The sequence below is a fragment of the Gordonia sp. LMA167 genome, from assembly GCF_058130025.1.
On record NZ_CM176708.1, the window covers coordinates 5,198,372 to 5,217,017 of the forward strand.

Below are 18,646 nucleotides of genomic sequence, written 5' to 3' on the forward strand. Positions count from 1 at the left end.
ACTGGATGGGAACTGAAGGTGATCACTGCTTGCCGAAGGTGGGGTTGTGCACCTTGCCGAGGGTGATGTGCACAGCCTGCTGGTCGGTGTAGAAGTCGATGGACCGGTAGCCGCCCTCGTGCCCGAGACCCGACGCCTTCACACCGCCGAACGGGGTCCGCAGGTCGCGGACATTGTTGGAGTTCAGCCACACCATGCCGGCCTCGACGGACTGCGAGAAGTTGTGCGCGCGCTTGAGATCATTCGTCCAGATGTAGGCGGCCAGACCGTATTTCACGCCGTTGGCCAGCTCGAGGGCCTCTTCGTCGGTGTCGAAGGGGGTGATGGCGACGACGGGTCCGAAGATCTCCTCCTGGAAGATCCGGGCGTCCGGCTTGACGTCGGCGAACACCGTCGGGGCGACGAAGTTGCCGGTCTCGAAACCGTCGGGACGGCCACCGCCGGCGACGAGCCGGCCTTCGGTCTTGCCGATCTCGACGTAGCTCATCACCTTCTCATAGTGCTCGGGGTGCACGAGCGCCCCGACCTCGGTGTTCTTCTCGTGCGGGTACCCCACCACCACGCGCTTGGCCTGCGCCGCATAGCGTTCGACGAACTCGTCGTAGACCGGACGTTCGACGAGGATGCGACTCCCGGCGGTACAGCGCTCGCCGTTGAGGGAGAACACGCCGAAGATCGTGGCGTCGATGGCTGCATCGAGGTCGGCATCGGCGAACACGACCGCCGGGCTCTTGCCACCGAGTTCCATCGAAAGACCCTTGAGGAACGGTGCGGCGTTGCCGAAGATGATCTGGCCGGTGCGGCTCTCCCCGGTGAACGAGATCAGCGGTACATCAGGGTGTTTCACCAGTGCGTCGCCGGCATCTTCACCAAGGCCGTTGACGAGGTTGAACACACCATCGGGCAGGCCGGCCTCCTCGAAGATGCCGGCCCACAGGGACGCCGACAGAGGGGTGAATTCGGCCGGCTTGAGTACGACGGTGTTGCCGGTGGCGAGCGCGGGACCCAGCTTCCAGGATTCGAGCATGAACGGTGTGTTCCACGGCGTGATCAGGCCCGCCACACCGATCGGTTTGCGGTTGACGTAGTTGATCTGACGGCCGGGCACCTTGTAGGTGTCGTCGGCCTGCGCGACGATCAGGTCGGCGAAGAAGCGGAAGTTCTCCGCGGCCCGGCGTGCCTGCCCGAGCGCCTGGGTGATCGGCAGGCCCGAGTCGAACGACTCGAGCTCGGCCAGTCGCGCGTCACGGGACTCGACGATGTCGGCGATGCGGTGCAGGATGCGAGAACGCTCACGGGGCAGCGTCTTCGGCCACGGCCCCTCGGTGAAGGCCTTGGTGGCGGCCGCGACGGCGAGGTCGATGTCGGCCTTCTTACCGGCCGCCGCCTGCACATAGGTCTCGTTGGACACCGGATCCAGGACGCCGAAGGTGTCGCCGTCGATCGAGTCGACGAATTTGCCGCCGATGTAGTGCTGGATGCGCGTGGGCAGATCCGCGGGGACGTGTCGGGCGGCGGTTGCACTCACCGTATTCGTCATGGTTACTCCGTTTCTTGAGGGTCTGGAGGGGTCAGGAGGTTCCGAGGGTCAGTAGGTCGGGAGGCCCAGCGTTTCGTCGGGGTGTTCGTGGACCACGTATGCGTCCAGCGTCGCGGCGCGGTGGCGCCGCGCGACCTTCTCGATCTCGCCGAGCGGCGCACCGATCTCGATGAGCCGCACGATGTTCTCGTGTTCGCGCACCGACTCCTGGGCACGTCCGGGAACGAAGGAGAACGTCGACGCGCGCAGGTGACCGAGGCGCGCCCATTCGGCCTCGACGAGGGTGATCATCCGTGGATTGGTGCACCGGGTGAACAGGGTCGCGTGGAACTCCTGGTTCAGGGCGGTGAACAGGCTCGGATCGAAATGGTCGAGCGAGGCGATCATGCGTTCGTTGATGTCACGGGCCTTGCGCAGGTCCTCCTCCGTCAGACGGCGCGCGGCCAGTGCGGTGGCCGCACCCTCGAGGATCGAGAGGGCCTGCATACTGTGCCGGTACTGCGAGTCGTCGACCATCGACACCTGCGCACCGACGTTGCGCTCGAAGGTCACGAGGCCTTCCGCCTCGAGCTGCCGGATCGCCTCACGGACGGGCACCACGCTCATGTCGAGACTCTTCGCGATGGTGCTCAACACCAGGCGGTAGCCCGGTGTGTACTCCTGCCGCGCGATCCGGTCCTTGATCCAGTGGTAGGCGATCTGCGACTTACTCTGTGTCGGTTGCTGGTTCGCCACGATGTCGCTCATCGGTTGTTGCGCCATTCGAGATACTTCGCCTTCCACTCGGCATTCGGTGGGAACAAACCGTCGACCGGGTGACCTGCGGCCACCTGATCCGCCACCCAGGCGTCCTGTTCTTCTTGTTCGAGAGCAGCGTCGGCAACCTCGTCGGCGAGGCCCGGCGGTATGACGATCACGCCGTCGTCGTCACCGACGATGATGTCGCCGGGCTGCACGGTGGCGCCGCCACACGCGATGGTGAGGTCGAAGTCCCACGGCACATGCTTGCGGCCGAGCACGGCGGGATGCGACCCGGCGGTGAACACCGGGAGGCCGATCTCGGCGACCGCATCGTAGTCGCGGACACCGCCGTCGGTCACGATTCCCTCCGCACCAAGGGTTTTCGCACGGATGGCCAGGATGTCCCCGAGCGTGCCAGAGCCAGTCTCACCGCGGGCCTCGATGACGATGACCTCACCGGGGCCGACGGCGTCGAAGGTCCGTTTCTGTGCGTTGTAGCCGCCGCCGTGGGAGGTGAACAGGTCCTCACGGTTGGGCACGAAGCGGAGTGTCTTGGCGGTGCCGACGATCTTCGTGCCACGCGTCTGCGCGTGCACACCGTCGATCGAGACATTGTTGAGTCCACGCTTGCGGAGCTGCGCGGAGAGCCCGGCGACGGGGACGCGCGTCAGCTTGTCACGCAGGACGTCGGTGAGGGTGGATGCGGCGGCTTTCGGCAAGCCCGCCGCCTCGCGCGATCCCCACGCCTCGGCGCGCTGGGTGTCGTCCACCGCGGGAAGGGACCCCAGGTCGGAGTCGAATCCACTGGTGCCGGCGACCACCGTCGTGACCAGTCGTCCCGACGTCGGCGCGTCGGACGACGTCGGTGCGTCGACCTCGACCTCGACGACATCGCCGGGCACTACGACCGACGACCCGGCCGGGGTGCCGGTGAGGATCACGTCGCCTGTTTCCAGGGTGAAGTGTTGCGACAGATCGGCCACCAGTTGGGTCAGCGGGAAGATCATCCCGGCTGTCGTGTCTTCCTGCGCCAGAACGCCGTTCACCCAGGTGCGCAGCCGGAGTGCGTTCGGATCGACTGAGCGGGCGTCGATCAGGCCGGGGCCCAGCGGTGTGAATCCGTCACCGCCCTTGGAACGCACGTTGGAGCCCTTGTCGTTGGCTCGCAGGTCATAGAGCCCGAAATCGTTGGCCGCGGTCACGGCCGCGACATGGTCCCAGGCGGTCTCAATCGACACGCGGCGGGCGCGATCACCGATGACCAGTGCGACCTCCCCCTCGAAGGCGAGCAATTCGGTACCTGCGGGGCGTTCGATCGCACCACCGCTCTCGGCGACCGAACTCGACGGCTTGAAGAAGTACGACGGATGCGCCGGGCGACGTCCACGTTGGTCGGCACGCGAGGCGTAGCTCAGATGAACCGCGACGATCTTGCCCGGCCGGCCGATCCTGGCCACGGGCTTCGCCTCGACTGCCGGCTCGTACTCGGTCGTCATGCAGCCCTCCTTCTCAAAGTCGTATATGAAAACATATCTTGCATCGGGTATACGAGATCGTATATGTTCTCTCACAGAGATTGCAAGTGACCTAGATCGCATGATCCCGGGTCGGTGAGCCCCACCACCACCGCAGTCCCTTGCACCGACAGGCATCGCCTGCACCACAAAGGAGCTTCGATGAATGCACCTCCCCGAGCCCTCGCGGCAAATTCCCCGATAGTCACCGAGACCGATCGCCGTCGAGTCGTTTTCGCCACCATCGTCGGCACGACCGTCGAGTGGTACGACTTCTTCGTCTATGCGGCCGCGGCCGGACTGGTCTTCGGCAACCTGTTCTTCCACCCGGCCGGCGATTCGATCGCGACGATCCTGTCGTTCCTCACCGTCGGCATCAGTTTCCTGTTCCGTCCGCTCGGCGCCTTTCTCGCGGGACATTTCGGCGACAAGTACGGTCGCCGCATCGTCCTGATGGTGACCCTCGTGACGATGGGTGTGGCCACGACGCTCGTCGGACTCCTGCCGACGTACGAGGCGATCGGCATCGCCGCCCCGATCCTGTTGATCGCGCTGCGGATATTGCAGGGCATCTCGGCCGGCGGCGAATGGGGCGGTGCGGTGCTGATGGCCGTCGAGCACGCACCCGACCGCAGACGCGGTGTGTTCGGTGCCTCCCCGCAGATCGGTGTTCCTCTCGGACTCCTGCTCGCCTCCGGCGTGATGGCGCTGATGACCGTGATCGCCCCGGGCGACGCCTTCATGGCGTGGGGGTGGCGCGTCCCGTTCCTGCTGTCGATCGTGCTGATCCTCATCGGCCACTTCATCCGACGTCGCGTCGAGGAGAGCCCGGTCTTCCTGGAGATCGCCGAACGCAAGGAAGAGACCAGGACCCCGATCGCCGAATTGTTCCGCAAGCACTGGCTGCTGGTACTGGTCGCCGCGCTGATGTTCGCCGGTAACAGCGCCGTCGGCTACATGACCACGGGCGGCTACATCCAGAGCTATGCAACCAACCCCGACGGTCCCGTCGGCCTCGCGCGCGGCCCGGTGCTGTGGGCCGTCGCCGCATCCGCGGTGACCTGGCTGATCTTCACCGCCGTCGGGGCGGCGATCAGCGACCGGATCGGCCGTCGCACCACCTACATCATCGGCTGGGTCCTGTTGCTGGCCGCCCTGATCCCGCTCTTCCCGCTGGTGCGGGCCGGCAACGTGTGGCTGTTGTTCGTCGGACTCGCCCTGCTGACTGTCGGCCTCGGCTTCACCTACGGCCCGCAGGCCGCGCTCTACTCCGAACTCTTCCCGGCGTCGATCCGATTCTCCGGCGTCTCCATCTCCTACGCGCTCGGCGCCATCCTCGGCGGCGCGTTCGCTCCGATGATCGCCGCAGCGCTGGTCCGCGCGACCGGCACTACCACATCGGTGGTGCTCTATCTGGGCGGCGTGGTGCTGATCAGCCTGATCGCCACCCTCACGTTGCGCGACCGCAGCGGTATCCCGCTGGGTCCCGACCACGAGGCAGAACAATCAACCAGTCCGATCAGAGGAATGACGAGGGCCTGAACAATGCAGTTCCATCACCACGGCTACGTTTCCGGTGACCCGCGGGTGCAGCCTGCCGCGGGTGTGGGTCTCGACCGCTCGGACGAACTCCCCGACGAGGTCGACGTCCTCATCGTCGGCACCGGGCCCGCCGGCATGATCACCGCGGCCCAACTGTCCCAGTTCCCGACCGTCACCACCCGCATCGTCGAACGGCGCCCCGGCCGCCTGGCGATCGGTCAGGCGGACGGCATCCAGGCACGCAGCGTCGAGACGTTCCAGGCCTTCGGGTTCGCCGAGCACATCATCGCCGAGGCCTACCGGATCACCGAGATGGCTTTCTGGAAGCCGGATCCCGACGATCCGACACGGATCGTCCGTGCCGCGCGGGCCGAGGACGATCCGGCGGGCATAAGCGAGTTCCCCCACCTGATCGTCAACCAGGCGCGCGTGCTCGACTACTTCGCCGAGTTCATGGCGAACTCGCCCACCCGGATGACCCCGGACTACGGTTACGAGTTCGTCGGGCTCGAGATCGGCCGGGGCAGCGAGTATCCCGTCACCGTGACGCTCAAACACACCGTCGGCAAACACGAGGGCGCCACCCGGACCGTGCGCGCGAAGTACGTCGTCGGCGCCGACGGCGCGCACAGTGGAGTCCGCGACGCCATCGGGTGTACCCCACACGGGGACAAGGCCAATCACGCGTGGGGTGTCATGGACGTCCTCGCCGTGACCGATTTCCCGGACATCCGCACCAAGTGCGCGATCCAGTCCGGCTCCGGCGGCAGCATCCTGCTCATCCCGCGCGAGGGCGGCTACCTGTTCCGCATGTACGTCGATCTCGGGGTGGTGCCCGAGAACGACCGCGGCAGCATCCGCAAGACCAGCATCGACGAGATCGTCAAGCAGGCCAACGAGATCTTGCACCCGTACACCCTTGACGTGAAGAACGTCGCCTGGCACAGCGTGTACGAGGTCGGCCACCGGGTGACCGACCGGTTCGACGACGTCCCCATCGAGCAGGCCGGGACCCGCACGCCGCGGGTGTTCATCACCGGCGACGCCTGCCACACCCACAGTGCGAAGGCCGGCCAGGGCATGAACGTCTCGATGCAGGACGGCTTCAACATCGGCTGGAAACTCGGCCATGTGCTCGACGGCCGTAGCCCCGAGAGCCTGCTGGCGACCTACTCGGCCGAACGGCAGGTGATCGCACAGAACCTGATCGACTTCGACCGCGAGTGGTCATCGATGATGGCCAAACGCCCCGAGGAGTTCGATTCACCGTCGGAGCTCGAGGACTTCTACGTCAAGACCGCCGAATTCCCGGCCGGTTTCATGACCGAGTACCAGCCGTCGATGATCGTCGGTGCGGGCATTCACCAGGACCTGGCATCCGGCTACCCCATCGGCAAGCGGTTCAAGTCGGCGCCGGTGGTCCGGGTCTGCGACGCCAATCCGGTGCAACTCGGCCACCACCACCGAGCCGACGGGCGTTGGCGCATCTACGCATTCGCCGCGGATCCGGCCGCGCCTCACAACGCTGGGGCGCCGGGCGACTCATCGCTCGACGACTGGGCCGACTGGCTGGCACACGATCGCGAGTCGCCGATCGTCCGCTACACCCCCGAGGGCGTCGACGTCGACGCGATCTTCGACGTCAAGGTGATCTATCGGCAGGATCACACCGGAGTCGATCTCGGTACCGTGCCGTCGATCTTCCTGCCCAGGGTCGGGCCGTTCGAGGTAATCGACTACGAGAAGGTGTACGCCACCGACCCCGGCGTCGACATCTTCGCCGAACGCGGCATCGACCGGCGCGGCGCCGTGGTCGTCGTCCGACCGGATCAGTACGTCGCGCAGGTTCTTCCGCTGGCAGCGACCGATGAGCTCACCGCCTTCTTCGCGCAGAACCTCCTCCCCCACAACGCCGCGTCCCTCACCAAGGAGTCCGTGTGACCCTCGCAGCCGCTCGGCTGAGCCTCTGAGGCGGTTCTTCCGCCCGTTCCCGGTTCGTCCGCCCCTTGCACGGGGCGGACGAACCGGGAACGGGCGGAGGAACTATCACTGAACCAGGCCGACCAGCCGCAGTGCGGACTCCACCTTGGCGTGGAGGATCCTGGGCCGCATCGAGTCCGCCCAGACCCAGCGGACGACATGCGGGCCTGTCGCGCGGATCGCATCCTCCCGGAGCTTCTCGGCAAAGATGACCTCCTCGGGTAATTCGTCGCTGAACGGGTTGGATCGGTGATACTTCACCCGCCCATCGAATTCCCCGACGAGTCGGAGTGTGCCCGACGTGTCGCGCCACCCGAAGTCCCCGTACACGTGTTTGCCGCCGTCGAGGTCGATCCGGATCGGGACCTGAAGTTCGGGCACAGGGATGAGCGGATGGTCGGCAAGCACGAGTCTGCTCACTGTTTCGCCGATGCTCTCGGCGCGACCGTCGGCGAGGGTGAGGGCCGCACGCAGGGTCGGTGCGCCGTGGTAGCGGCGGAGTCGTCGTGCCTGGTCGTCGATCTCTTGCCGTGGCACACCCAGGTGCAGGCCTGAGTCGACGACGCACACCGCCTGTTCCAGGGTCGCGAGCCTGGCCACGTCGCACACGGTACGCGCCGGCGAGGTCGTCGGTATGCCGTCGAGGAGCACAACTTCGGAGTGCTGGAGTGTCGCCTGGTGGGTGATCCCGTGAGCTGTGCGTTTGCCTGTTGTGGCGGCAGTGAAATGAACGACGGTCAGGTCGGGTCGCAACATCGGAATGCCGTGCAGCACAGCGGCCGACGTGTGGCTGACGACTCGTCCGGGTCCACCGTTGCGGGCGGCCGCGACGATCATGGCGCGGTAGTGATCGAGCTGGCGACGGTATCGCGACGATGTCGCGTCGGAGTTGCCGGTGTCGGATGTGGCAGTGTCGGTCGGCAGATAGGCGCCACGCCAGACGCGGGTCTTGCGTCGTCCTCGCACATCGGCACTCAACATCTCGTCGGTGATGCCCTGCTCGATCGCGGCGGATCGAAACAGGAGGTGCTCTGCACCAAACCCCGGCCGGTCGTCCATGGTGACGATCATGCCGCCGATGCGCTCAACCGCCAGAAATCCATCCACAGGGCCCCGGCCACGTCCACACTCACCTGGCCACGTCGATCCTCCGCCGCCGGTTCCTCCCCCTCAATTCCGTTCGTCCGCCCCGTGCACGGGGCGGACGAACGGGGAACGGGCGGAGGAACGGACCTACGGATCGGCAAGCACAACCGAATGCGTGACATCTTCCTTACCGGATAGTAAGGTCTCTACTTACTACCGAGTAAGATATGGGTCGAGCCAGCGATGGCCCTGCCCTACCGCCCGAGAACAGGCTGGTGAACATGACCTCACAAACCGAAGCGCGGCACACCGAACCGCGCGACACCTCCGCTGTCGGCAAGAACCCACACCCCCGCAACTTCATCGGTACCGCGATGCGCGTACTGACCACCGTCACCGGGTCCGAGTTCGCCGAGAAGTACAAGATCCGCGAACCCATCAATCGGATCGCCTATCAGGGCACCAAGACCGGCTTCCAGACCCTCGGTGCGGCGAATCGCGCCTTCAAGGCCGCCCAGGGCGGCTCGGGCCAGGCCAAGCGGCTCACCACGTCGCCCAAGGGTTACTTCGACCTGAACCCCGACGACGAGCAGCAGATGATCGCCGAGACGGTGAAGGATTTCGCGGTCGAGATCCTGCGTCCGGCGGCCTACGACGCCGACAACGCCGCCGCGGCGCCCGAGGAGATCCTCAAGCGTTCCGCCGAGCTCGGCATCACCATGATCAACGTCCCCGAGGAGTTCGAGGGTGCCGCATCCGAACGCGGTGTGGTGACCAACGCCCTCGTCGCCGAGGCGATGGCCTATGGCGACATGGGTCTGGCGTTGCCGCTGCTGGCGCCGAGCGGTGTCGCGACCACGCTTACCAACTTCGGCACCGACGAGCAGCAACGCACCTACCTCCCCGACTTCGCCGGCGAGAACGTGCCGCAGTCGGCCGTGGTGATCGCCGAGCCGAAGCCGCTGTTCGACGCCTTCGACCTGTCCACCAAGGCCACCCGCGTACCCAGCGGCTACCGCCTCAACGGCGTGAAATCGTTTGTGCCCGCAGCGGGCTCCTCCGAGCTCTTCATCGTCGGCGCTCAGCTCGACGGCCGCCCGGCGCTGTTCATCGTCGAGTCCGACACCAAGGGACTGATCGTCGAGGCGGATCCGGGGATGGGTGTCCGTGCGGCCGGCATGGGACGCCTGCTGCTGCAGGATGTGGCCGTGCCGTCGTCGGCGCTGGTCGGCGGGGCCGACGGTGACGCGGCCGCATCCGCCTACCGTGACGTGGTGCGCCTGTCGCGCCTCGGCTGGTCGGCGCTGGCCGCCGGAACTGCGCGGGCGGTCCTCGACTACGTGATCCCCTACGTGAACGAGCGTGAGGCGTTCGGCGAGCCCATCTCCAACCGCCAGGCGGTCGCCTTCATGGTCGCCACCATCGCGACCGAGGTTGATTCGATCCGCCTGGTGACGCTGCGCGGTGCAGCACGTGCCGAACAAGGCCTGTCGTTCGCGCGCGAGGCAGCACTGGCACGCAAGCTGACCATCGACAAGGGCCTGCAGATCGGGCTCGACGGTATCCAACTGCTCGGCGGCCACGGCTTCACCAAGGAACACCCGGTGGAGCGGTGGTATCGCGATCTGCGCGGTGCCGGTATCGGCGAGGGCGTCGTCGTCCTGTAGACGGCCGGATCTGGTGAGGAACAACTGACATGAGCATCAATCTCGAACTGCCCAAGAAACTGAACGTCACGATCGATCAGGCGCATCAGGCCGCCGCGGAGATCTTCCGACCGATCTCGCGCAAGTACGATCTGCGCGAGCACGACTATCCCGTCGAGCTCGACACTCTCGCAAGCCTGTACGACGGTCTCGCCGAGGCCGGCCAGGCCGGCGCCGGCGCCGACGGCGGACGCAGCCAGCAGAAGTCGGACAAGCCCAGGGCCGAGGGCGCGGTGATCAACGGCGGCAACATGCAGTCGGTGATCAACACGATGGAGACCAGCTGGGGCGATGTCGGCCTCATGCTGACCATCCCGTACCAGGGTCTGGGCAATGCGGCGATCGCCGCGGTCGCCACCGACGACCAGCTCAAACGGTTCGGCAAGGTGTGGGCTGCGATGGCCATCACCGAGCCCAGCTTCGGCTCGGACTCCGCAGCGGTCTCGACCACCGCGACTCTCGACGGCGACGAGTACATCCTCAACGGTGAGAAGATCTTCGTCACCGCCGGTTCGCGGGCGACCCACATCGTGGTGTGGGCGTCGGTCGACAAGAGCCTCGGCCGTGCGGCGATCAAGAGCTTCGTGGTGCCACGTGAGCACCCGGGCGTAGAGGTCGCGCGTCTTGAGCACAAGCTCGGGATCCGGGTGTCGGACACCGCGGTGATCCGCTTCGAGAACTGCCGCATTCCCAAGGACAATCTGCTCGGTTCGCCTGAGGTCGACACCAAGAAGGGGTTCGGCGGTGTCATGCAGACCTTCGACAACACGCGGCCGATGGTTGCGGGCATGGCGGTCGGCGTCGCCCGCGCGGCGCTCGAGGAGATGCGACGAATTCTCGAAGAGGCCGGCATCGAGATCGACTACGATCGCCCGGCCGCCGACCAGCACGCCGCCGCCGCCGAGTTCATCCGGATGGAAGCCGATTTCGAGGCCGCGTATCTGCACACGATGCGTGCGGCGTGGATGGCCGACAACAAGGAGCCGAACTCACTCGAGGCGTCGATGTCGAAGGCCAAGGCGGGCCGCACGGGCACCGACATCACCAACAAGGTGGTGGAACTGACCGGCACGCTGGGCTATTCGGAACGACTCCTGGTGGAGAAGTGGGCCCGGGATTCGAAGATCCTCGACATCTTCGAAGGCACCCAGCAGATCCAGCAGCTCATCATCGCCCGTCGTGTCCTCAACAAGAGCAGCGCCGAGCTGAAGTAGCAGTGGCTGTCGAGTAGCGTCAAGCCGACCCGACCGCTGGCCGAGTAGCCGTCAAGCCGACCCGACCGCTGGCCGAGTAGCCGTCAAGCCGACCCGACCGCTGGCCGAGTAGCCGTCAAGCCGACCCGACCGCTGGCCGAGTAGCCGTCAAGCCGACCCGACCGCTGGCCGAGTAGCCGTCAAGCCGACCCGACCGCTGGTCGAGTAGCCGTCGAGCCGCCAGGCGAGACAGCGTATCGAGACCACCCGCATGTCACGAGGTCTCGATACGGCCCTCGCCTACCGGCGAGGGTCTACTCGACCGCCGGAGTGCGGCCCTCGAAGTCCGCCGGCACCAGTAGCAGCGGCGTCTTGCGGTGACCGATCATCTGCTGGGCGACGGACTGTCGGAGCATGGAGTCCAGATACGACAGGAGCCCTCCGCGCGGACTGCCGATCACCACCATGAGTGCCGAGTAGCGGTCGGCGACCGTGGACAACAACTGCGCCGGGTCTCCGTGGCCGCTGTGGTAGGTCCACGAAGCGGCCAGTGCGTCGAGCAGTTCCTTCGCCTGGGCCGCCTCGCCGACGACGGCGGCGCGAATCTGCTCCCCCCAGTCCGGGGCGTCGGGATCGACGGGCATGTCATCGATGTCGACGACGTGCACCACATGTACGTGCGCGGTCAGGCGATGAGCCAGATCCACCGAGTACCGCACGGCCGCACTACTTGCCTGTTTGCCGTCCCATCCGACGACGAGGCTCGCCTCGGCACGACGACTCGGCTCCGGCCCACGGACCCGCCGACGCAACGGCGCGTCGCCGTCGAGGTGGCCGTAATCGGTGTCCTTCGTCATCGCGATCCCTCTCGTCCCATCATCCCCCGCCTCACAGCGACCACGCCAGCACCAGACCGAGGCCGCACATCGCCGCGCTCCCGACCAGGGAGGCGACCGCATTGCCGAGCGCGAGCACCGAGCGCCGCTTCTCGGCCAATCGGACGGTCTCGAAGCTCGCCGTACTGAAAGTGGTGTAACCGCCGCAGAACCCGGTTCCGACGATGGTCTGGACGTCGGGTTGGAGGGTGTGGAACATGACCGCGCCGGCGAGCACACCCAGCAGAAGCGAACCGCTCAGGTTGATCGCCAGCGTCGCCCAGGGGAAGGTCGTGGACCGCCACTGTTTGATGGCCCCGTCGAGCACGAACCGGGCGGCCGCGCCGAGGGCCCCGGCGGCCATCACCGCGAGGACGATCACGACACCTCCCCCGCTCGATGACGCAACGCCGCACCCGCAGCGGCGATCCCGAGCCACGCGCAGACCACGCCGGCGACGACGGCGGCCAGCCCATAGCCGACCGCCACCGGCAGGGCGTCCCGATGCGTCAGCAGCGACATCTCGAGCGCGAAACTGCTGTAGGTGGTGAACGACCCGCACAGGCCGGTGCCCAGGAGCAGACGTCCCCGACGTCGCCACCCGTCGTCCTCCCCTGACAGCGCAAGACCTTCCAGGAGCGCCCCGAGTGCGAAGGCCCCGACGAGGTTGACCAGAAACGTGCCCCACGGCCAGTCGGTGCCATGGGCGGGGAGCAGCTCCTCCACCCAATAGCGCAGACCGGTGCCACATGCACCGCCGAGCAGGACCCACAGGATCGCCGTCGGCCGCAGATGCAGGGGCCGAACGGCGTCGGGGTCGGTGGGCAACTCGGCGTGCGAGTCCGCAGGCGCGGTGTCGCGCGGAATGTGATCAGAACCCATGCGTCAGCCCCATCCGTCAATCGGACCAGGAACTATCAGCCGGTGGCGGCGGTTCGGACAGCGACACCGGTCGCGTATCCGGGCGAGATCCATCACCCATCGACACCTTACAGCGCTCGCCCCGCCACACGTCTGACCGACATCTCGGTCGCTTCGACGTTGCGCGCCGACAAACCGCTCAGTTGATTCGGCGTCCGGTCGCGGGGTCGAAGAGGTGCAGGCGCTCCGGGTCCGGGATCAGTCGAAGGAGATCGCCTTTCGCCGTGCTGCCGCGCGCAGGGGTCCGCACCACCACCGTTCGGCGCTGACCGTCGACCTCGGTGGCGGCGTAGACGTAGCTGTCGGAGCCGAGCTTCTCGACGAGGGTCGCCTGCGCGCCGATACCCCGTGACACGTCGGCGACCACCTGCCAGTCCTCGGGACGGACACCGACGGTGACCGGGCCGCGCGCAATGGTCTGGATCGGGAGCAGTTCGCCCGCGATGCGAACCCCGCTCTCGGTCGCGACTCCGGGCAGCAAACTCATCTGCGGCGAGCCGATGAAGCTCGCGACGAACTCGTTCGCCGGGCGGTCGTACAGGGCCAGCGGTGTGTCGACCTGCTGGATGACGCCGTCGCGCATCACTGCCACACGCGATCCCAGCGTCATGGCCTCGACCTGGTCATGTGTGACGTAGACAGTGGTGACACCCAGTTCTGCCTGTAGTGCTGCGATGTCGGTGCGGGTGCGTACGCGCATCTTCGCATCGAGGTTGGACAAGGGTTCGTCCATGCAGAACACCTGGGGTGAGCGCACGATGGCCCGGCCCATCGCGACCCGCTGCCGTTGTCCACCCGACAGCGCCTTCGGCTTCCGATCGAGGTAAGCGGTGAGGTCGAGCATCTCGGCCGCTTGCGCGACCCGGGCATCTCGTTCTGCCTTGCTCACCTTCGCCAGGCGGAGCGCGAAGGCCATGTTGTCGGCGACGTTCATGTGCGGGTAGAGCGCATAGTTCTGGAAAACCATTGCGATGTCACGATCTTTGGGCGGCACCTCGGTCACATCACGGTCGCCGATGAGGATTCGGCCGTCGTCATTGCGGTCCAGGCCCGCGAGCATCCGCAGAGTGGTCGACTTCCCGCAGCCGGACGGCCCGACGAGGACGAGGAGTTCGCCGTCGGCGATGTGCAGGTTCAGACCGGCAACCGCAGGTCGATCGGTGCCCGGGTAGCTGCGTCGGACATTGTCGAAGGTGACGGTGGTCATCGTGATTGCTCCAATGGACTTTCAGGCCGATTCACGGCGGACGAGGGTGGGGGCGAAGACGACTCGACGTGGTGCGACCGATCCACCGTCGAGCTGCCCGAGTAACAGCGCGACTGCCTCGGCGGCCATCTCCGCCAGGGGGTTTCGCAGTGTGGTCAGTGGCGGGTCGGTACGCTCGGCGACCCCGAGGTCGTCGGCGCCGGTGATGGCGACATCGTCGGGCACGCGGCGACCTTCCGCGCCAAGCACGTCCAACGCCCCGACCGCCATCAGGTCCGAGGCGATGACGATGCCGTCGATGTCGGGATAGGAATCGAGCAACTGGCGGCAGGCATACGCACCGCCATCCGGGGTGAAATCCCCGTAGCCGATGGCGTCGGCCCGTCGACCCGCCGAGGTCATGGCCTGCTTCCACCCTTCCAGACGGTCGACGCCGGCGGTCATGTCGGTCGGCCCGGCGATGGTGGCTATGCGGCGACAGCCACGGTCCAGGAGGCGCCGGGTGGCTTCGAGACCACCGGCGACATTGTCGGTGTCGACCCACGACAAGCGATCGCTGTTGCTCCACGGGCGGCCGATGAACGCGCTGGGCAGACCGAGTTCGGCAAGGTGATCGGGCAGGCTGTCGCCGCGATGGTGTGAGACGACGATGGCGCCGTCGACCTGCCGGTTGCCCAGGAAACGCAGCATCCGGGCTTCCTGGTCGTCGCCACCGGCAAGGAGGAGCACGACCTGGAAGTCATGCTTCGAAAGTTCTCTGGTGACGATGTGGACCGTACGGGCGAAGAACGGGTCGGAGAACACACGCTCGTCGGGCTCGGGGACCACCAGCGCGACCGACTGTGTTCGACGGGTCACCAGCGACCGGGCCGCCTGATTCGGTGTGTAGCCGAGACGATGGACAGCCTCGTCGACCGCTTTCTGGGCACGTGGGCTGACGCGGCTGCCCCCGTTGACCGCGCGCGAGGCCGTCGCTCGGCTGACTCCCGCCAGTCGCGCGACCTCGTCGAGCGTGGGTGATGCGTTGCGCGGTTCCGAGCCGGTCACGAGTCGTCCCCCCAGCGGTCGGGCACGGCGTTGGATGCTGCCACCCGGGCGAACCACAGCGCGCTGTCCTTGGGCGTCCTGACCTGGGTGGCGTAGTCAACGTGCACGATGCCGAATCTCTGCGTATAGCCCCACGCCCACTCGAAGTTGTCCAGCAGGGTCCAGACGAAGTAACCGCGAACATCGACACCCTGCGCGATGGCGTCGTGGACCGCGCGGACATGGAGATCGATGAATTGCCTGCGCTTCTCGTCGTGGACGGCCCCCTCGGGGGTGACGATGTCGGTGTAGGCCGCACCGTTCTCGGTGATGTAGACCGGCGGCACCCCGTAGTCGTCGCGTAGCCGCACGAGCAGTTCGGTCAATGCCGCCGGCTGAACCTCCCAGCCCATGTCGGTGACCGGATATCCCCGTCGCGGGAAGGTGATCCGTCGCCCATCCGGTTGTGCCGGGGCGGCCACGCGTGCGGGTGCCACCACACCGTCGCCGAGGAGGTCGGTGCGCACGCTGCTGCTGGCACCATCGCCATGGTAGAAATTCACGCCCAGCGCATCGATCGGCTGCGCGATGAGGTCCAGATCTCCATCGAGGACCCAGTCGTGCCACGCTCTGCCCTCAAAAGTCAGACCTGCCACGTCGTCCGCGATGTCGTCGGGGTAGCGGCCGCGGAACAGCGGGTCGAGAAAGACCCGGTTGCTGAAGACGTCGAGGCGCCGGGCTGCGTCGACGTCATCGGCACTGCCGGGATCGAACGGCGTTGCGACGGTGAGGTTCAGCGTGATCCCCACCTGTTTACCACGATCCGGAGTCGCGCCTCGTCGCCGCAGTTCGTCGACGACGAGACCGTGACCGAGCAGCAAGTGATGGGCGGCGACCAGGCCGGCCACTCCCTCCTGCCTACCGGGCGCGTGCTGACCACTGGTGTAGCCCAGGAAGGCCGAACACCAGGGCTCGTTGAGCGTGGTCCAGTGATCCACCCGGTCGGCCAGCGAGTCATACACGCTCAACGCGTAGTCGACGAAGCGGTACGCGGTGTCGCGGTTGGTCCACCCGCCGGCGTCTTCCAGTGTCTGGGGAAGATCCCAGTGATAGAGGGTCAGCCAGGGCGTGATCCCCGCGTCGAGCAACTCGTCGGCGAGTCGGGCGTAGAAGTCGATGCCCTTCTGGTTCGCGCTGCCCGCGTCGGGACGGACCCGCGGCCACGCCACCGAGAATCGGTACGCATTCAGCTCGAGGCGCTGCATCAGCGCCACGTCGGCCGCCATCCGGTGGTAGTGATCGCACGCGACATCGCCGTTGTCGCCGTTGAGGATTGCGCCCGGAACGCGTGCGAAGGTATCCCAGATCGACGGTGTTCGACCGTCGAGGTCGTGTGCGCCTTCGATCTGATACGACGCGGTCGCCGCGCCCCAGAGAAATCCATCGGGGAAGTGCAGTGCGGAGTTCATCCTTTTACGGCTCCTTGCATGATGCCGGTCACCAGGTGGCGACCGGTCGCGACGAACAGGAGAAGCAGTGGCACGGTCGCGAGGATGGTGCCGGCCTGCAGGAGCGCCATGTCGCTCAGCCCATGACCGGGTGCGATCTTGAGCTGATCGAGCGCGGTCTGCAGGGTCTGCACGTCAGATCCCTGGAGGATCAGCAGTGGCCACATGAAGTCGGTCCACGCCTGCATGAACGTGAACAGACCCAGGATCGCCATCGCGGGCCGAGCGGCCGGAACGGCCACGGTCCAGAAGGTCCGGAGCATGGAACACCCGTCGACGCGTGCTGCGTCGATCAGCTCGTCGGGAATCGCCGTGCTCAGGTACTGGCGCATGAAGAAGACTCCGAAAGCGGTGACCAGCCATGGAAGTGCGACCGCGAATCGGGTACCGGTCAGCCCGAGATTGCTGAACTCCTTCAACAGGGGGATGAGCGCTAGCTGTGGTGGGATCGCCATCGTGAGCACCACGAAGACCATCAGCGCGTTGCTCCCACGAAAGCTCAACTTGGCGAACGAATAACCCGCCAGGGTGGAGAACAGCACCACCGAGATCGCCGCCACGCTGGACACGATGATCGAGTTGCCCAGCGCAGCCCAGAAGTCGATCCGGTCGAAGACGCGCTGCGCGTTCTCGAGGAAGTGGCCACCGGGAAGCAGTGGTGGCGGTGTCTGATTCGCACGCTGCGACGTGACCGAGCCGATGACGAACGACCAGTACAGCGGAAAGACAGATCCGAGCACGAAGGCGGCCAGCAGGCCATAGACGATGAATCCGGGACGGCGGGTCATCGTGACGACCTCCTCTGTACGGCACGGGTGACGAAGAAGTTCACCAGCGCGAACACGACGATGAGCAAGAACAGCAGCCAGGCCGCCGACGCCGCGCGGGGATATGGGTCCGTGGCGCTGTTGGCGGTGTTGAACACGTACATCGTGAGCGTCAGGTACTCGTGGTTCGCGCCCCCCTGGTGCTGCAGATTCGTGTCGAAAAGCCGCGGCTCGGTGAAGATCTGGAGTCCGCCGATGGTCGAGGTGACGATGACGAAGATCATCGTCGCGCGGATCGACGGCAGGGTGATGTGCAGGAACTTCCGGATGCTCCCGGCTCCGTCGATCGCCGCCGCCTCGTACAGATCGCGCGGGATGGCCTGCATCGCGGCGAGCAGGATCAGCGTGTTGTATCCGGTCCAGCGCCAGTTGATCATGGTGGCGATCGCAGTCCAGCTTGCCAGTCGATCCCCGTGCCAGGCGACCTGCGGAAGCCCGACGCCGCTGAGCACATCGTTGACGAGGCCGGATTTGTCCGCGAACAACGAACCGAAGATCAACGCCGCGGCCGCCGGTGCGACCACGAACGGGATCAGCACACTCATCCGCCACCACGAGCGACCCCGCAGACCGGTGTCGAGCAGTGCCGCGACGATCGTCGCGATGATGATCTGCGGGATCGACGACAACAGGAAGATCCCGATCGTGTTCACGAGCGCTTTGTGAAAGACCGGATCGGTCAACACATGCCGGTAGTTGTCCAACCCCACCGCGCCGCCGTGCTGCGCCGCGAATCGCGGCCACGAGAAGAAGGAGAGATACCCCGTGTACAGCATGGGGTACAGCCCGATGACGGCGAAGACGAGGAAGAACGGTACGATGTACAGGTAGGGCGAAGCCGAGCGATCGAGACGGGAAATACGCTGCCGCCGAGTCGGTTTCGAGGAAGTTCCGGACGGGTCGGAGTCGGCCGGAGCCGACGGCTCCGGCCGCTGGGCATCTCCGGCCGATCTCCGGGTCTCGTTGGGGACCAAGGTCAT

Annotated in this window: 16 protein-coding genes and 1 riboswitch; of the genes, 4 read left to right on the forward strand and 12 right to left on the reverse strand. The window is 66.3% G+C overall.

Annotated elements, in window-relative coordinates; translation table 11 throughout:
* Positions 1–22 precede the first annotated feature (22 nt).
* The 3 genes from hpaE to ACVT6V_RS23690 are packed head-to-tail and all read right to left on the reverse strand — an operon-like array spanning position 23 to position 3,777.
* Entirely contained in the window at positions 23–1,540 is a 1,518-nt protein-coding gene (gene hpaE, locus ACVT6V_RS23680; protein ID WP_489896530.1) for a 5-carboxymethyl-2-hydroxymuconate semialdehyde dehydrogenase, read from the reverse strand.
* A 48-nt stretch (positions 1,541–1,588) separates the two neighbouring features.
* On the reverse strand, positions 1,589–2,302 hold the full coding sequence (locus ACVT6V_RS23685) for a GntR family transcriptional regulator (RefSeq protein ID WP_489896531.1): 714 nt from the start codon (positions 2,300–2,302) through the stop codon (positions 1,589–1,591).
* Positions 2,284–3,777 (reverse strand): fumarylacetoacetate hydrolase family protein, encoded by a 1,494-nt coding sequence (locus ACVT6V_RS23690; RefSeq protein WP_489896532.1) that lies wholly within the window; start codon positions 3,775–3,777, stop codon positions 2,284–2,286. Before ACVT6V_RS23690 ends, ACVT6V_RS23685 begins: the two co-directional genes overlap by 19 nt.
* Before the next feature lie 180 nt (positions 3,778–3,957).
* Here ACVT6V_RS23690 and ACVT6V_RS23695 point away from each other — a divergent pair, with 180 nt between their 5' ends.
* Together ACVT6V_RS23695 and ACVT6V_RS23700 are read left to right on the forward strand one after the other, a co-directional pair.
* Positions 3,958–5,337, forward strand: a complete 1,380-nt coding sequence (locus tag ACVT6V_RS23695) for an MFS transporter (RefSeq protein ID WP_489896533.1) — start codon at positions 3,958–3,960, stop codon at positions 5,335–5,337.
* Positions 5,338–5,340: 3 nt separating this feature from the next.
* Entirely contained in the window at positions 5,341–7,278 is a 1,938-nt protein-coding gene (locus ACVT6V_RS23700; protein WP_489896534.1) for an FAD-binding monooxygenase, read from the forward strand.
* A 105-nt stretch (positions 7,279–7,383) separates the two neighbouring features.
* On the opposite strand, the gene ACVT6V_RS23705 is transcribed toward ACVT6V_RS23700, so the two are convergent.
* Positions 7,384–8,388: a hypothetical protein gene (locus ACVT6V_RS23705; RefSeq protein WP_489896535.1), complete on the reverse strand. Its 1,005-nt coding sequence runs from the start codon at positions 8,386–8,388 to the stop codon at positions 7,384–7,386.
* A gap of 296 nt (positions 8,389–8,684) precedes the next feature.
* Between ACVT6V_RS23705 and ACVT6V_RS23710 the strand changes: the two genes are divergently transcribed.
* Together ACVT6V_RS23710 and ACVT6V_RS23715 are read left to right on the forward strand one after the other, a co-directional pair.
* Positions 8,685–10,070, forward strand: a complete 1,386-nt coding sequence (locus ACVT6V_RS23710) for an acyl-CoA dehydrogenase family protein (RefSeq protein ID WP_489896536.1) — start codon at positions 8,685–8,687, stop codon at positions 10,068–10,070.
* 29 nt (positions 10,071–10,099) lie between these two features.
* Positions 10,100–11,323: an acyl-CoA dehydrogenase family protein gene (locus ACVT6V_RS23715; RefSeq protein WP_489896537.1), complete on the forward strand. Its 1,224-nt coding sequence runs from the start codon at positions 10,100–10,102 to the stop codon at positions 11,321–11,323.
* A gap of 293 nt (positions 11,324–11,616) precedes the next feature.
* Here the strand turns inward: ACVT6V_RS23715 and ACVT6V_RS23720 are convergent, their stop codons facing one another.
* From ACVT6V_RS23720 to ACVT6V_RS23755, 8 genes are all read right to left on the reverse strand, one after another.
* Positions 11,617–12,159: a universal stress protein gene (locus ACVT6V_RS23720; RefSeq protein ID WP_489896538.1), complete on the reverse strand. Its 543-nt coding sequence runs from the start codon at positions 12,157–12,159 to the stop codon at positions 11,617–11,619.
* Between the two features lie 31 nt (positions 12,160–12,190).
* Positions 12,191–12,559 (reverse strand): fluoride efflux transporter CrcB, encoded by a 369-nt coding sequence (gene crcB, locus ACVT6V_RS23725; RefSeq protein WP_489896539.1) that lies wholly within the window; start codon positions 12,557–12,559, stop codon positions 12,191–12,193.
* Positions 12,556–13,059 (reverse strand): fluoride efflux transporter CrcB, encoded by a 504-nt coding sequence (gene crcB, locus ACVT6V_RS23730; RefSeq protein ID WP_489896540.1) that lies wholly within the window; start codon positions 13,057–13,059, stop codon positions 12,556–12,558. The genes crcB (ACVT6V_RS23725) and crcB (ACVT6V_RS23730) overlap by 4 nt, the downstream gene beginning before the upstream one ends.
* Positions 13,060–13,078: 19 nt before the next feature.
* Positions 13,079–13,165, reverse strand: a riboswitch (Fluoride riboswitch).
* Between the two features lie 72 nt (positions 13,166–13,237).
* Positions 13,238–14,305: an ABC transporter ATP-binding protein gene (locus ACVT6V_RS23735; RefSeq protein WP_489896541.1), complete on the reverse strand. Its 1,068-nt coding sequence runs from the start codon at positions 14,303–14,305 to the stop codon at positions 13,238–13,240.
* A 21-nt stretch (positions 14,306–14,326) separates the two neighbouring features.
* Positions 14,327–15,352 (reverse strand): LacI family DNA-binding transcriptional regulator, encoded by a 1,026-nt coding sequence (locus tag ACVT6V_RS23740; RefSeq protein ID WP_489896542.1) that lies wholly within the window; start codon positions 15,350–15,352, stop codon positions 14,327–14,329.
* Positions 15,349–16,800 (reverse strand): GH1 family beta-glucosidase, encoded by a 1,452-nt coding sequence (locus tag ACVT6V_RS23745; RefSeq protein WP_489896543.1) that lies wholly within the window; start codon positions 16,798–16,800, stop codon positions 15,349–15,351. The genes ACVT6V_RS23740 and ACVT6V_RS23745 overlap by 4 nt, the downstream gene beginning before the upstream one ends.
* Positions 16,797–17,627: a carbohydrate ABC transporter permease gene (locus tag ACVT6V_RS23750; RefSeq protein WP_489896544.1), complete on the reverse strand. Its 831-nt coding sequence runs from the start codon at positions 17,625–17,627 to the stop codon at positions 16,797–16,799. Before ACVT6V_RS23750 ends, ACVT6V_RS23745 begins: the two co-directional genes overlap by 4 nt.
* Positions 17,624–18,646: a carbohydrate ABC transporter permease gene (locus tag ACVT6V_RS23755; RefSeq protein WP_489896545.1), complete on the reverse strand. Its 1,023-nt coding sequence runs from the start codon at positions 18,644–18,646 to the stop codon at positions 17,624–17,626. Before ACVT6V_RS23755 ends, ACVT6V_RS23750 begins: the two co-directional genes overlap by 4 nt.

Bases quoted from the DNA above. Each gene is read 5' to 3' on its own strand.
- hpaE (WP_489896530.1), bottom strand. From the start codon at position 1,540: ATGACGAATACGGTGAGTGCAACCGCCGCCCGACACGTCCCCGCGGAT.
- ACVT6V_RS23685 (WP_489896531.1), bottom strand. From the start codon at position 2,302: ATGGCGCAACAACCGATGAGCGACATCGTGGCGAACCAGCAACCGACA.
- ACVT6V_RS23690 (WP_489896532.1), bottom strand. From the start codon at position 3,777: ATGACGACCGAGTACGAGCCGGCAGTCGAGGCGAAGCCCGTGGCCAGG.
- ACVT6V_RS23695 (WP_489896533.1), top strand. From the start codon at position 3,958: ATGAATGCACCTCCCCGAGCCCTCGCGGCAAATTCCCCGATAGTCACC.
- ACVT6V_RS23700 (WP_489896534.1), top strand. From the start codon at position 5,341: ATGCAGTTCCATCACCACGGCTACGTTTCCGGTGACCCGCGGGTGCAG.
- ACVT6V_RS23705 (WP_489896535.1), bottom strand. From the start codon at position 8,388: ATGATCGTCACCATGGACGACCGGCCGGGGTTTGGTGCAGAGCACCTC.
- ACVT6V_RS23710 (WP_489896536.1), top strand. From the start codon at position 8,685: ATGACCTCACAAACCGAAGCGCGGCACACCGAACCGCGCGACACCTCC.
- ACVT6V_RS23715 (WP_489896537.1), top strand. From the start codon at position 10,100: ATGAGCATCAATCTCGAACTGCCCAAGAAACTGAACGTCACGATCGAT.
- ACVT6V_RS23720 (WP_489896538.1), bottom strand. From the start codon at position 12,159: ATGACGAAGGACACCGATTACGGCCACCTCGACGGCGACGCGCCGTTG.
- crcB (WP_489896540.1), bottom strand. From the start codon at position 13,059: ATGGGTTCTGATCACATTCCGCGCGACACCGCGCCTGCGGACTCGCAC.
- ACVT6V_RS23735 (WP_489896541.1), bottom strand. From the start codon at position 14,305: ATGACCACCGTCACCTTCGACAATGTCCGACGCAGCTACCCGGGCACC.
- ACVT6V_RS23745 (WP_489896543.1), bottom strand. From the start codon at position 16,800: ATGAACTCCGCACTGCACTTCCCCGATGGATTTCTCTGGGGCGCGGCG.
- ACVT6V_RS23750 (WP_489896544.1), bottom strand. From the start codon at position 17,627: ATGACCCGCCGTCCCGGATTCATCGTCTATGGCCTGCTGGCCGCCTTC.
- ACVT6V_RS23755 (WP_489896545.1), bottom strand. From the start codon at position 18,646: ATGACCTTGGTCCCCAACGAGACCCGGAGATCGGCCGGAGATGCCCAG.